The organism is Streptomyces endophyticus, assembly GCF_035798155.1.
GTDB lineage: Bacteria > Actinomycetota > Actinomycetes > Streptomycetales > Streptomycetaceae > Streptomyces > Streptomyces endophyticus.
Genome location: NZ_JAOZYC010000001.1, coordinates 300248 through 312677 on the forward strand (window position 1 = coordinate 300248; position 12430 = coordinate 312677).

The window sequence follows — 12430 nt, forward strand, 5'->3', positions numbered from 1 at the left end:
CGCCCCCTGGGGAGGACCGTTGCGAAGGCTACTCATCGGCGTGGTCACCGTGCTCGCGGTGCTGCTGGCCGGATGCTCCACCCGCTCGGACTCGAAGAACGCCGGCACCGAGGACAAGGAGCCCGCCAAGGCCAGTGCCTCGGCCGCGGCCGCAGGCGGTGCCGACTTCGGGACGCTCAAGGATGTGTGCGGCAAGGGCGAGACCAAGGACGGCAGCACGCAGGGCGTCACGGCGAAGGACATCAAGACCGGGGTCTTCACGGACGTAGGTTTCAACAAGACCCCCGACTTCGTCGACGCCGCCAAGGTGTTCACGTCCTGGTGCAACGACAATGGCGGGATCAACGGCCGCAAGCTCACTCCCGTCACCCACGACGCGAAGCTCCTCGAAGTCCGCCAGCGCATGCAGCAGGCTTGCAAAGAGGACTTCGCGCTGGTCGGCGGGGCCGCCGCGCTCGACGGGCTCGGCGTCAAGGACCGGCTCAAGTGCCTGCTCCCCAACTTCGCCGCCCAGTCGAGCCTGCCGCCCGCCATCGGCTCCGACCTTCAGGTGGTGGGCTCGGGACCGTACGCGGACTACTTCCAGTACGCCGGCCTCTACAAGTGGCTGATCGACGAGAAGTACCCGTCGTCCGCCAAGAGTGTCGGCATCATTTCCGGCGACAGCCCGGTCACCAAGATGATGACGGCGCAGTTCAAGGAGTCCATCGCCCAGCTCGGCGGCAAGGTCTCCTACACCGAGCTGTACCCGGCGACCGGTGTATCGGACTGGACCCCGTACGCCCAGTCCATCAAGAACAAGAAGGTCAAGGGCCTCGTCTTCCTGGGCGACTTCAGCTCCCTCGCCAAGCTGGAACAGTCACTGACCAGCCTCGGCTACGCGCCCGACTGGATCGACTCCAACAGCAACTCCTACGGCGACCCCTTCGTGAAGCTCGCCGGGTCCGCCCTGAAGACCCAGCACAACTACGCCGAACTGTTCGCCACGGCGCCCCTGGAGACGTCGTCGCCCACCACGGACAAGATCAAACAGCTGTACGCCAAGTACGCTCCCGACGCGAAGGTCAGTTATCTGTCGCTGCGCGCCTTCGCCTCCTGGCTGCTGTTCGCCACCTCGGCCCGCGACTGCGCCGAACTGACCCGCACCTGCGTCCACGAGAACGCCACGAAGAACACCGGCTGGACGGCCGGCGGCATCCAGGCCCCCTTCGACCTGTCCAAGCTGCAGACCCCCGACACGTGCTACTCCATCGTCGAGGCGACCCCCGAGGGCTGGAAGCCGGCCGACTTCAAGCCGGACAAGGGCTCCTACCGCTGTGACGCGCCCGCCGTGAAGTACCGGGGCAAGTACGTCGAGCCCGCTACGCTCGCCGACGTCGGTAAGTCGATGTCCGACGTGAAGTGACCGGCGCCGACCTCCGCTGATCGCGGGCTCCCGCCCTCTCCCGCAGCGCGCCGACCGTACGTAGGGTGAGCAGCGCGAACGGTTCGCTACCGGACAACGGAGAGCGGAGAGGGCGGGTGGGCCCATGGCCTCGGCGCGGCATGAGGAGATACTCGAGGCGGCGCTGGGGGTGTTCGCCGAGCGCGGCTACCGGGGCGCGTCCATCGACGCCGTCGCGGAGCGCGCGGGCCTGACCCGGCAGGGCGTGCTGCACTACTACCCCAGCAAGAAGCGCCTCTTGTTCGCCATGATGCGTCTGCGCGAGGACCTCAACCGGCAGCATGTGCGGTCCGACTGGAACGACCCGGACATGCCGTCCAGGCTCGCGGAGGCGCTCGCCTTCGACCAGGGCATCCCGTCCCTCGCGCAGGTGCACAGCGTGGTGATGGCGGAGGCGGTCACGGGCCAGGAGCCGGCCCGCGGCTTCGCCCGCGAGCGCTACCGCGAACTGATCGACATGCTCACCGAAGGCTTCACCGGCCGCTTCGGCGAACACCTGCCCAGCGGCCTCACACCCCGCACCGCGGCCACCGCCCTGATGGCCCTCTTTGAGGGCATGCAGCAGCAGTGGATGGTCGACAGCGACGACGAGCGCTACCAGGACACCGTGCGGGAGACGATGACGGTGCTGTTGCTGGGGGCTCAGCCGGCGGGGGAGAGACCGCCGGACACCCGGCCCGCTTCCGTGCAGGCCGGGTGATCGCTCTCCTTGCTACTGCGGCGCGAACCGCAGCAGCGCGTCCTGCGCGTACGACGCCACCAACTCGCCCTGCTGCGTGAGGACATCGCCCCGACCGTGGCAGCGCCCGTGCGCCGCGAGCGGGCTGTGCTGGCGCAGCAGCAGCCAGGTGTCGGCGCGCACCGGCTGGTGGAACCAGAGGGAGTGCGAGGTCACGGCGGAGGCGAAGGCGCGGCCCGCGTCGTGCTGGGTGACACCGGAGACCGGGCGCAGCGCCGTCCCGATGAGGGTGAGGTCGGTGGCGTAGGCGAGTAGTGCGGGGCCGAGCTCGGCGGTCACCGGCGGGGTACGCGTCCACAGCTCGTAGGCGGGTGTCTCGCTGTCGGAGGAGTCCAGGTCGGTGGCGGCGCGGGTCTCCCACGGCAGCAGCTCCAGGTCGATCCGTCGCTCCTCGCCCGGCAGTGCGCCCGCCGCCTCCATGGTCTGCCGCTGAGGACCGCCCTCCCACGTGTGCAGGCTGACCGTTGCCACGGCGACGACCCCGTGCTCCTGCCGCGCCTGGATCTGCACGGCCCCGTAGGTCCGGCCCTGCTGCACGCAGTCCGTCTCGTAGCGCACGGGCTGCCCGCCCTTGCCCTCGCGCGGGAACAGGACGTGCAGGGACTTCACGGCCTTGCCCGGGCAGGTCAGTTCGGCGACGCGCGCGGTCTGCGCGAGGAGCTGCCCGCCGAACAGGCGGTGGTACGCGAGCTGTTGGGAGGGCGCCTCGTACACGCCCTGCCCGAGGGGCTTGGGGACGAGGCAGTGGAGCAGGTCGTTCCATAGGTCGGTCATGCGGGGCTCCTCCAGGTGCCTACAGGTGTATGAGACGGGGGGCCTTGTCCCGTGTGGCAATCAATCGGCCTGCCTCGCGGGTGAGTTCGCGGGCGCTGCCGAGCAGCCCGTCGAGGGCCAGGGCGCGTTTCACGTGCCGGTGGAGGTCGTGTTCGGCCGTGAAGCCGGTGCCACCGAGGGTTTGCTGGCAGTGGCGGGCGGAGGTGAGAGCGGCCCGGCCGGAGGCCGCCTTGGCGAGGAGAGAGCTGAGGTCGCCGTCGGCGGCGAGCAGGGTGGCCTCCGCGCCCTCCAGGGCCACCAGTGTCTCGGCCAGTTTGTGCCGCAGGGCCTGGAAGGCTGCCAGTGGGCGGCCGAACTGGTGTCGGTCCAGCAGGTGTTGGCGGGCCAGCGTCAGCATCGCGTGTCCGGTGCCGACGAGCCACCAGCCGAGGGCCTGACGGCCGAGGGCGAGCGGCACGGGGGCGCCGGGCTCGGGCAGTACCCGCACTGGGAGGTCCGGGTCGATGCCGACCGGCTCCGTCTCGGCCGCGTTCCGCTCCCAGCGCACCCACAGTCCGCCCGCGTACGGCATCGGCACCGTGCCGCTCGGTGGCGCTCCCGCTTCGTGCAGCAGCACGTCGTTGAGGACCGGTGCGTGGGCGCCGGTCTCGCCGAGGAGGCGGAAGACGGTGCGGATCGCGTCGGCCGGGGTCTCGGCGAGCATCTCGGGCCAGCCCAGGCCGGTGAGTGCGCCGTCGAGCGGCCCTCGCTCGTCCGCCGGCGCCGTCATCGTCTTGCGGAGGGCCTCTTCCAGCAGTTCTCGTTCGCTGTCGTCCATGGTGCCGGTCACGTTGACGATCACTCCTTGCCGAGGTCGAGCAGCCGTCGGGCCACGATGTTGCGCTGGACCTCGCCGGTGCCGCCGTAGATGGTGGCGGCCCGCGAGTAGAGGTACTCGGTGCGCCAGGCCGGATCCGTCAGCTCCACGGCTCCCGGCAGCAGGTCCCGCGCCGTGTCGTAGAGGTGCTGCTCAGCGGTGGCGAGGAGGATCTTGTCGACGGAGGTCTCCGGGCCGAGCCGGCCGCCCGCCGCGAGCCGTGCCTGCGTGGCGTGGGAGCGGCAGCGCACCGTGTGCAGCGTCAGATATGCCTCGCCGAGCGCCGCCGCCTCGTCCTCCGGCGCCGACATCTGGTCGACGAGCCGGTCGAGGCGGGTGTAGAGGTGGGCGACCCGGTGCCAGAAGCATGTGGAGCGCTCGTGCGGCAGCAGGTCCATGGCCAGCTTCCAGCCGTCGCCCACCGCACCGAGCATCCGGTCACCCGGCACGCGTACGTCGTCGAGGAACACCTCCGCGAACTCGTCCACGCCGTGCATCGTGCGCAGCGGCCTGACGGTGATGCCGGGCGAGTCCATGTCGAGGAAGAACGCGCTGATGCCGGCGTGCCCGGGGTCGGGCCCGGTCCGGGCGAGCAGCACGCAGCGGGCCGCGTACTGGGCGAGGCTCGTCCACACCTTCTGCCCCCTGATCACCCAGCCGTCGCCGTCTTCGGCACGTACGGCCTTCGTTGTCAGGGACGCCAGATCGCTGCCGGAGCCCGGCTCGGAGAAGCCCTGGCACCACTGTTCCCGGCCGTCGAGCAATCGCGGCACCATGTCGGCGGCCAGCGCGGGCGGCGCGTACGAGAGCAGCGTGGGCACGAGGACCTCGACCATGGAGTACAGGCCTGGCTCGGCGAGGCCTCGGGTGGCGACCTCCTCGCCGAGCACGGCCCGCAGCGCACTCGGACCGCCGACCCCGCCCACCGCCTTCGGCCAGCCGTGCCGCATCCAGCCTGCCTCCCACAATTCATGTCGCACTCGGCCCAGTTGTGCGACATCCGCGTCGAGGGAGTCCGCCGTCGGGTCGGGGGCCAGGTCGTGCTCGTCCAGCCACGCACGCAACCCCGCACGGAACGTGGCGGTGTCCATGGAGGTCACGTCCGCGTCCGCTCGAAGGCGTGCGGGCGGCCCGAGTCGTGGGCGCCGCTGCGGCGGATGAACGTCATGGCGCGGGTGTGCAGCCGCCAGCCGTCCGAGGTGCGCCGGTAGGTGTCGTTGTAGTAGCCGATGCGCATGTCGTGCCGTGAGTGCTCCACGAAGCACAGGGGCTGGGTGCCGGTGGCGCTCTGGCCGTCGTCGGCGAACTCCACGACCGGCGTGCCCGTCATGAACAGGCCCTGTGGGGCGGCCGCGATCAGTTCGGGGAAGTCGTCGAGCGGATAGGTGTCGCCGAACGCGCTGTAGCTGCCGTCCGGGGTGAAGACGGCCAGGACACGGTCCGTGTCGCCCTGCGCCATCGCCACGGCGTAGCGGGCGAGCATCTGCTGGATGTCGGCGAGGTCGTCATACCTGCGACGCGGGTCGGGGGTCGGGTGGCTTGTGGTCAACGGGGTGCCTGCCTTCCTCGTTGAGGATGTCGAATGGACAGGTGCGATCTCATGTCCGGATGGTTGATTCTCCGACAGTGAGAAGCTAGTTTCCACCCCTAGGCCCAGCCAATGGAGAGGGCCGGGGAGGAAAACTCGTGGAACAGTTCCTCACCTTCGGCGTCGTCGGACTGACCACCGCCGCCATCTACGCCATCGTCGGCAGCGGCCTCGTCCTGACGTACACGACCGCGGGAGTCTTCAACTTCGCGCACGGCGCGGCCGGCATGCTCTCCGCGTTCGCCTACTGGCAATTGGCCTTCGGCTGGGGCTGGCCGGTGCCGCTCGCCCTGGCCTTCGTACTCCTCGTCCTCGCACCCGGTTTCGGGCTGCTCGTCGAGCGGGTCCTGATGCGTCCCGTGCAGTCGCTCGGCGAGGCGGAGCGGCTCGTGATGGCCGTGGCCCTGCTCACCGGCTGCATCTCGATGGCCCGCTGGATCTGGGACCCCAGCGCCGCCCGCCCGCTGCGTCCCTTCTTCGCCGACTCACCGGCGATCGACCTGGGGCCTGCCGCTATCACCTGGCACCAGGCACTCACCCTCGCGGTCGCCGTACTCGTCGCCCTGGGGCTGTGGTTCCTGCTCGGCCGCACCCGCGCCGGCACCGAGATGCGGGCCTGCGTCGACGACCGCGCGCTCGCCGGACTCACCGGGGCCTCACCACAACGTGCCGCCCGGCTCGCCTGGGTGCTCGGCACCCAACTCGCGGCCATCGGCGGCATCCTGATCGCACCCACCGTCGCCCTCGACGCCCAGCAGCTCTCTCTCCTCATCGTCTCCGCGTACACCGCCGCCGTCTTCGGCCGCCTGCGCAGTCTGCCGCTCACTTTCCTCGGCGCGCTCGTCGTCGGCTGCCTGGAGAGCTTCCTCACCGGGTATCTGCCGCAGAACGACTACCTGCCGGGCCTGCGCCTCGCCGCCCCCGCCCTGCTGCTCTTCCTCGCCCTGATCGTCTTCCCACACCGGCGCCTGCGCGGCCGTGAACGCCGCCTCGTGCAGGTGCCGCTGCCGACCGTGCGCGGCACGCTCGTCTTCGCCGGGTGCGTGCTGCTGTTCGCCGTGTTCCTGGCGACCGTCCTCGACAGCGAGGGCCTCATCTCGTACGGGCCGCTGTTCGCGCTCGGTGTCGTCGCCCTCTCGTACGTGCCGCTGGCCGGATACGCGGGGCAGATCTCGCTGTGCCAGCTGAGTATCGCCGGGATCGGCGCGATCGTCTGGGGACACCTGGGCGGGCAGGGTCAGTTGTGGGCGCTCCCGGTGGCGGTGCTCGTCGCGGCCGCGGTCGGCGCGCTCATCGCGATACCGGCGCTGCGCCTGTCCGGCATCTATCTGGCCCTGGGCACGGCGGCGTTCGCGGTGGTGCTGGACCGATGGGTGTTCACGCTGCCCTCCTTCGAGCTCCTCGGCGTCCGCATCGCCCTGTTCGACCAGGGGTCGGTCGAGGTGCACGGCCCGAACCTGCTGGGCTGGCAGCTGACCTCCGAGCGTGAACTCCTGCTGTTCTCCGCCGTGTTGCTGGCGCTGGCCTCGCTCGCCGTGGCCTGGCTGCGGCGTGGCAGGTTCGGGCGCGCGCTCATCGCGCTGCGCGACAGCGAGGCCGCCTACGCGACGCTCGGCGGGAGGCCGCTCGGCGCGAAGGTCGCCGTGTTCGCGCTGTCCGCCGCGCTCGCCGGACTGGGCGGAGCCCTCTACGGGATGGTCCAACGCACCGTCACCGCAGAGCAGTTCAACCTCGTAGCGAATCTGCCCATCTTCCTGATCGCCGTCATCGGGGGCCTCGGCGCGGTCGGCACCGGCCTGTTCACCGGCCTGTCCTACGTCGCCCCGCCCCAACTGCTCAGCCACTTCGGCGACTGGGCCCACGACGCGTCGACGCTCCTCATCGCCCTCGCCGGAATGGGCCTCGCGCACAGCCCCGGCGGCATTGTGCCTCGCCTGCGGGCCGAGTGGCTGCCACTGGTGCGCGACCGCGTGCTGTTCCCCGTCACCGGAGCGGTCATCGGGCTGCTGTGGCTCCTGTACGGAACCGACCAGGTCGGCGGCGCGGTCTTCCTCGTCACGCTGATCGTGGCATCGACGGCCCTGCGCATGTGGGCCACAGCACGGCAGTCCGGGCCACACCTGCCGCCCGACCCCGTCGAGTGGTGGGGGATACGCCGCCCCTGGCGGCCCGAGGACCGGGAGGTGATCGCGCGTGGCATCGCTACGAACTGACGGAGTCACCGTCGTCTTCGGCGGCAACCGTGCCCTGGACGAGGCAGGATTCGAGGCCGAGGCCGGCCGCATCACGGGCCTCATCGGCCCCAACGGCGCGGGAAAGTCGACGCTCTTCGACGTCGTCTCCGGCCTGCGCAGGCCCCAGTCAGGCACGGTCACCCTCGACGGGCACGACATCACCCGCGCCACCCCCGCCCAGCGCGCCCGGCGCGGCATGGCCCGCACCTTCCAGCGCCTGGAACTCTTCGGCCGCCTCACCGTCCGCGACAACCTGCTCGTCGCCGCGGAACTCGGCGCCCGCGGCCGGAATTCGGCCCGCACCGCCGACGGCATCCTGCAACGCATCGGCCTCACCGCCGACGCCGACACCGCCGCCGACGCGCTGCCCACCGGCGCCGCCCGCCTCCTGGAGGTCGGCCGGGCCCTCGCGGGCCGCCCCCGCGTCCTCCTCCTCGACGAACCCGCCGCAGGACAGGACGCCGACGAGACCCGCCGCTTCGCCGCCCTGCTGCGCGACGTCGCCGCCGAGGGCTGCGCGGTCGTCCTCGTCGAGCACGACATGGGCCTGGTGATGAGCGTCTGCGACCAGGTGTACGTCCTCGACCTCGGCAGGATCGTCGCCTGCGGCCCGCCCGCCGACATCCAGCAGGACCAGACGGTCCTGGCCGCCTACCTGGGAGAGGCATGAAGGTGATGGCGATGGACCCCTTGCTCGAACTGCGCGGCGTGTGCGCCGCCTACGACCGCATCACCGTGCTGCACGGCATCGACCTCAAGGTGACGGCGGGCCAGGTCGTTGCGCTGCTCGGTCCCAACGGCGCCGGCAAGACCACCACCCTCAACATCGCGGCGGGCGCCCACCGCCCCAGCGCGGGGTGCCTGCTGCTCGGCGGCCGCGATGTCAGTGGGGCGCACCCGCGCGATCTGGCCCGGGCCGGGGTCTGCCTCATCCCCGAGGGCCGCGGCATCTTCCCCAACCTCTCCGTGCGCGACAACCTCCGCATGATGACCTTCACCGGCCGCGCCCTGCCGGAGATCGAGGAAATCGCGTACGAGCGCTTCCCGGTCCTCGGCGACCGACACCGTCAGGCGGCCGGCACCCTCTCGGGCGGGGAACAGCAGATGCTCGCCCTGGCCCGGGGACTCGCCACCGACCCCGCGGTCCTCCTCCTGGACGAACTGTCCATGGGCCTCGCGCCGATGGTGGTCGGCGAACTGTACGAACACGTCGCGGAGCTGGCCCGCAGGGGTGTGGCCGTCCTCGTGGTCGAGCAGTTCGCCACCGCAGTCCTCAAGATCGCCGACCACGCGGCCGTCGTCGTACGCGGCAGCGTCCAATGGCAGGGACACCCCGACAGCTCCCTGCACGCCGAACTGTCCTCCTACTACCTCGGGAGCGCCGCATGACAGCTCAGCCGGACCACACCACCGACCGCTCCGACCGCTTCGCCCGGGACCTCGCCGCACTCAAGATCCCCGACCCGGCCACCGCCCGCAACGGCCTGTGGCTGCGGGCGGGCGGTGCGCTCCTCCTGGTGGGCCTCGTCCTGGGCGTGCTCACCTTCCCCCTCACCCATGCCACCGACGACCCGCTCGCCCAACGCGACGCGCTCGCCATCGGCCTCACCGGTGTGGTGTGCGCGGTGGTGGGCGGCGCGGTGTACCTGCGGTACTCGCTCACCGGCTTCTTGCGGTTCTGGCTGGCGCGGCAGTCCTACGACCTGTCGATGCTGGGGGAGCGGACGACAGCGGACGTGTCGAGGGAACGCCTTGCCGTGGACGGCACGGAGGTCGCAGCGCCGCGCCCGTGATCAGCCGAGCGCCGCGCGGATCCGGCCGAGCCAGTCCAGGCCCATGGCGCGACCGCGCGGGTACTGGTCGTACCGATCCCAGCGCCAGGTCGTGACGACGGCCAGCACGAGGATCCGGCACGCCCGCAGCAACTCCTGATCGACACCCGGGTAGTGCACGGCGACGTCCTCGGGCGCATGGGCGAGGTCGAGCTCGACGGGTCCTCGACAACAGGTCTCCAGGTCGATGAAGACCGGCCCGCACCGGGTGGCGAGTACGTTGCCGGGATGCGGCTCACCGTGCAGCAACTGCTCGCCGCCACCGCGCTCGCCGATCGTCCGCACCGACCGTCGCAACGCATCGCGGAGCAGCTCCCGGTCCACGTCGGAGAGGTCCGGGGTGCGTTCGCGATCCGCCAACAGCCGTTGCGCGTGCGCGACACGTTCTGTGAAGTGCGGAGTCTCGGCATCGACCTTGCGCATGCCGGAGTGCAGCCGCGCGAGAGCGAGGGCGTAGTCGTCCGGCGCCATGTCGTGGGTTGCCACGGACTCGTAGTAGGTCCACAACGTGACCACGAACCCATCCCGCTCGTGGACGCGCGCCTCCCCCCGAGGGTCAAGCGCGGCCACCGGACACCCGGCCTCGGCAAGCCGCTGCGCCAGCCCGACCTCGAACTCCGCGATCTGATCGTCGACCGGCGCGACACGGGCCAGCACGTCACATGGCAGCAGCCGCAGGGTGAGCTTGTTCGAGTTGTGCAGAACCATCACGTCGTGGACGATCAGCCCCAGCGGCGACGAGACGAACCGGGCCGCGCCCACCGCGCGGGAGGCTTCAGACGCCCGCATGAGCATGGATCCGGCCGACAGCCCGTAGCACCTCGTCACGGTTCTTCACACAACGCCGGTCCCATGTCCGGGACAGTCCGCAACCGCCGCACACCAAACGTCGTGGCCTGAACACCATGCGCCCGCCGGGGACGGAGTCCTCAGGTGCTGGAACGGAGTGCGAGCGCATGCGGAGAGTATGCGGGTGGCGTGCGGGGCAGCGCATCCGGGTTTCAGACGGTGTAGCCACCGTCCACTGCCAGGTGCTGCCCCGTGATGAACCCGGCCCGGTCCGACGCCAGGAAGGTCACCGCTTCCGCGATGTCCTGGGCGTTGCCGAAGCGGCGCAGGGGGATGTTGCGGCGGGTCACCTGGAGTGCGGCGTCGTCGAGTTCGCCGTCCTCGATGAGGCGGGCGGCGATGCCGTCCGTGAGCATGCCGGGGCCCACGCAGTTGAAGCGGACCCCGTAGCGGCCCTCCTCGGCCGCGAGCGCCCGGACCACCGCCTCCACCGCGCCCTTCGTGCCCGAGGAAAGGCCGTCGCGGACGGGGTAGCGCTGGGTGGCCGCGGTGGTGACCGCGACGACGCTGCCGGCGCTCGCGCGCAGGGCGTCGAGTGCCGGGTGGATCAGGTTGTAGAAGGCCAGGGTGTCGGCGTGCAGCTGTTGCCGGTACTGGGACGGCGGTACCCGGCTCAGGTGCACCATCGGGACGTGCGGGCCCGCCGCGTAGACGAGCGTGTGCAGCGCGCCGAACCGGTCCACCGCCGAGCGGATCGCCGCGGCCGCCTCGTCCTCGTCCGTCAGATCCGCCCGCACGGACTCCACCTGGGCGCCCTCCGCGCGGAGTTCGGCGGTGAGGGCCTCGGCGGACTTCTCGCTCGCGCGGTACGTGAACAGCACCGCGCTGCCGCGCCGGGCCAGCGTGCGGACGATCGCCGCGCCGATGCCGCCGGTGCCGCCCGCGACGAGTGCGGCGCCCTTGCGGCCACCGAAGTCCTGGTTGTCGTCGTCCGTCAACTCGTCAACTCCCTTACAGGTTCAGCGACTTAGCGATGATCACCTTCATGACCTCGCTGGTACCCGCGTAGATCCGCGTGATGCGCGCGTCCGCGTACAACCGGGCTATCGGGTACTCGCGTATATAGCCGTAACCGCCGAAGAGTTGAAGGCATCGGTCCACGCAGCGGGCCTGCACCTCCGTGCAGAACAGCTTCACCCGCGCCGCGTCCGCGCCCGAGAGGCGGCCCTCCACCAGCTCCACGATCGCCCGGTCGAGCATCGCCTGCGCCGCCTCCACCTCCGTGGACACCGCCGCGAGCTCGAACTTCGTGTTCTGGAACGAGGCCAGTACGCTCCCGAAGACCTTGCGGTCCCTCGCGTACGCCAGCGTGGTACCGAGGGCCGCACGGGACTGGGCGACCGAGCCGACCGCGACCGTCATCCGTTCCTGCGGAAGATTCCGGCCCAGGTAGGAGAACGCCTCGCCCTCCTCGCCGAGCCGGTTCGCGACCGGGACGCGTACGTCGTCGAAGGCCAGCTCCACCGTGTCCTGCACGCGGATGCCGATCTTGTCCAGCTCGCGGCCCTTCGTGAAGCCGGGCATGCCGTCCTCCACCACGAGGAGCGTGAGACCCGCCCGGCGGTTGTCCGGGTCTGTCGCCGTACGGGCCACGACGATCACCAGATCGGCCAGCAGGCCACCCGTGATGAACGTCTTCGCCCCGTTGAGGACGTAGTCGTCGCCGTCGCGCACCGCCGTGGTGCGGATGCCGGCGAGGTCGGAGCCGGTGCCGGGCTCCGTCATGGCGATCGCCGTGAGGAGGCGGCCCGCGGCGAGCGCGGGGAACCAGCGTTCGCGCTGCTCCTTGTTCGCATAGGCGAGGAAGTAGGGAAGTATCACGTCGAGTTGGGTGCGCACTGTGCCCAGGGTGACGAGGGCGCGCGAGGTCTCCTCCTGGAGGATGGCGTTGTAGCGGTAGTCGTCGGTGCCTGCGCCGCCATGCTCCTCGGGGATCGCCAGACCCATCACGCCGATGTCCCCGAGCTGCTCGAAGATCCGGCGCGGCATCCGGCCGGCCCGCTCCCACTCCTCATAGAAAGGAGCGACCTCGCGGGTGACGAAGTCCCGCACCAGTTCCCGGAACGCCTCGTGGTCGGCGGTGTAGATGTCGCGGCGCATCTTGAGAACCCCTC

Annotated in this window: 13 protein-coding genes; 6 read left to right on the forward strand and 7 right to left on the reverse strand. The window is 70.8% G+C overall.

All coding sequences use genetic code 11. The features are described from left to right. The first annotated feature begins 19 nt into the window (after positions 1–19). Together OKJ99_RS01350 and OKJ99_RS01355 are read left to right on the forward strand one after the other, a co-directional pair. Positions 20–1405: an ABC transporter substrate-binding protein gene (locus OKJ99_RS01350; protein WP_326013749.1), complete on the forward strand. Its 1386-nt coding sequence runs from the start codon at positions 20–22 to the stop codon at positions 1403–1405. 124 nt (positions 1406–1529) lie between these two features. Further along, complete coding sequence (locus tag OKJ99_RS01355; RefSeq protein ID WP_326013751.1) at positions 1530–2144, forward strand: TetR/AcrR family transcriptional regulator; 615 nt, start codon at positions 1530–1532, stop codon at positions 2142–2144. A 12-nt stretch (positions 2145–2156) separates the two neighbouring features. On the opposite strand, the gene OKJ99_RS01360 is transcribed toward OKJ99_RS01355, so the two are convergent. From OKJ99_RS01360 to OKJ99_RS01375, 4 genes are read right to left on the reverse strand one after another with little or no spacing between them, the layout of a single operon-like run. Next, positions 2157–2957 (reverse strand): acyl-CoA thioesterase, encoded by an 801-nt coding sequence (locus tag OKJ99_RS01360; protein ID WP_326013752.1) that lies wholly within the window; start codon positions 2955–2957, stop codon positions 2157–2159. Between the two features lie 19 nt (positions 2958–2976). After that, positions 2977–3786 carry an acyl-CoA dehydrogenase family protein gene (locus OKJ99_RS01365; protein WP_326013753.1) on the reverse strand — a complete coding sequence of 270 codons (810 nt, stop codon included), beginning with the start codon at positions 3784–3786 and terminating at the stop codon, positions 2977–2979. 8 nt (positions 3787–3794) lie between these two features. After that, positions 3795–4904, reverse strand: a complete 1110-nt coding sequence (locus OKJ99_RS01370; RefSeq protein ID WP_326013833.1) for an acyl-CoA dehydrogenase family protein — start codon at positions 4902–4904, stop codon at positions 3795–3797. Positions 4905–4909: 5 nt separating this feature from the next. Next, positions 4910–5362, reverse strand: a complete 453-nt coding sequence (locus OKJ99_RS01375; protein WP_326013754.1) for a nuclear transport factor 2 family protein — start codon at positions 5360–5362, stop codon at positions 4910–4912. A gap of 137 nt (positions 5363–5499) precedes the next feature. Here OKJ99_RS01375 and OKJ99_RS01380 point away from each other — a divergent pair, with 137 nt between their 5' ends. Genes OKJ99_RS01380 through OKJ99_RS01395 form a run of 4 tightly spaced genes read left to right on the forward strand, consistent with a single transcriptional unit; the run spans position 5500 to position 9428 of the window. Continuing rightward, complete coding sequence (locus OKJ99_RS01380) at positions 5500–7614, forward strand: branched-chain amino acid ABC transporter permease (RefSeq protein WP_326013755.1); 2115 nt, start codon at positions 5500–5502, stop codon at positions 7612–7614. After that, positions 7595–8305 carry an ABC transporter ATP-binding protein gene (locus tag OKJ99_RS01385; protein WP_326013756.1) on the forward strand — a complete coding sequence of 237 codons (711 nt, stop codon included), beginning with the start codon at positions 7595–7597 and terminating at the stop codon, positions 8303–8305. Before OKJ99_RS01380 ends, OKJ99_RS01385 begins: the two co-directional genes overlap by 20 nt. Positions 8306–8316: 11 nt before the next feature. Further along, positions 8317–9024 carry an ABC transporter ATP-binding protein gene (locus OKJ99_RS01390; protein ID WP_326013757.1) on the forward strand — a complete coding sequence of 236 codons (708 nt, stop codon included), beginning with the start codon at positions 8317–8319 and terminating at the stop codon, positions 9022–9024. Continuing rightward, entirely contained in the window at positions 9021–9428 is a 408-nt protein-coding gene (locus OKJ99_RS01395) for a hypothetical protein (RefSeq protein WP_326013758.1), read from the forward strand. The genes OKJ99_RS01390 and OKJ99_RS01395 overlap by 4 nt, the downstream gene beginning before the upstream one ends. Here the strand turns inward: OKJ99_RS01395 and OKJ99_RS01400 are convergent, their stop codons facing one another. From OKJ99_RS01400 to OKJ99_RS01410, 3 genes are all read right to left on the reverse strand, one after another. Further along, the gene (locus OKJ99_RS01400; protein ID WP_326013759.1) at positions 9429–10256 is read right to left on the reverse strand and encodes a phosphotransferase enzyme family protein; all 828 of its coding nucleotides are present in this window, start codon (positions 10254–10256) and stop codon (positions 9429–9431) included. It lies immediately after the preceding gene. A gap of 212 nt (positions 10257–10468) precedes the next feature. Continuing rightward, the gene (locus OKJ99_RS01405; RefSeq protein ID WP_326013760.1) at positions 10469–11254 is read right to left on the reverse strand and encodes an SDR family NAD(P)-dependent oxidoreductase; all 786 of its coding nucleotides are present in this window, start codon (positions 11252–11254) and stop codon (positions 10469–10471) included. 13 nt (positions 11255–11267) lie between these two features. Further along, the gene (locus OKJ99_RS01410) at positions 11268–12416 is read right to left on the reverse strand and encodes an acyl-CoA dehydrogenase family protein (protein ID WP_326013761.1); all 1149 of its coding nucleotides are present in this window, start codon (positions 12414–12416) and stop codon (positions 11268–11270) included. Positions 12417–12430 lie beyond the last annotated feature (14 nt).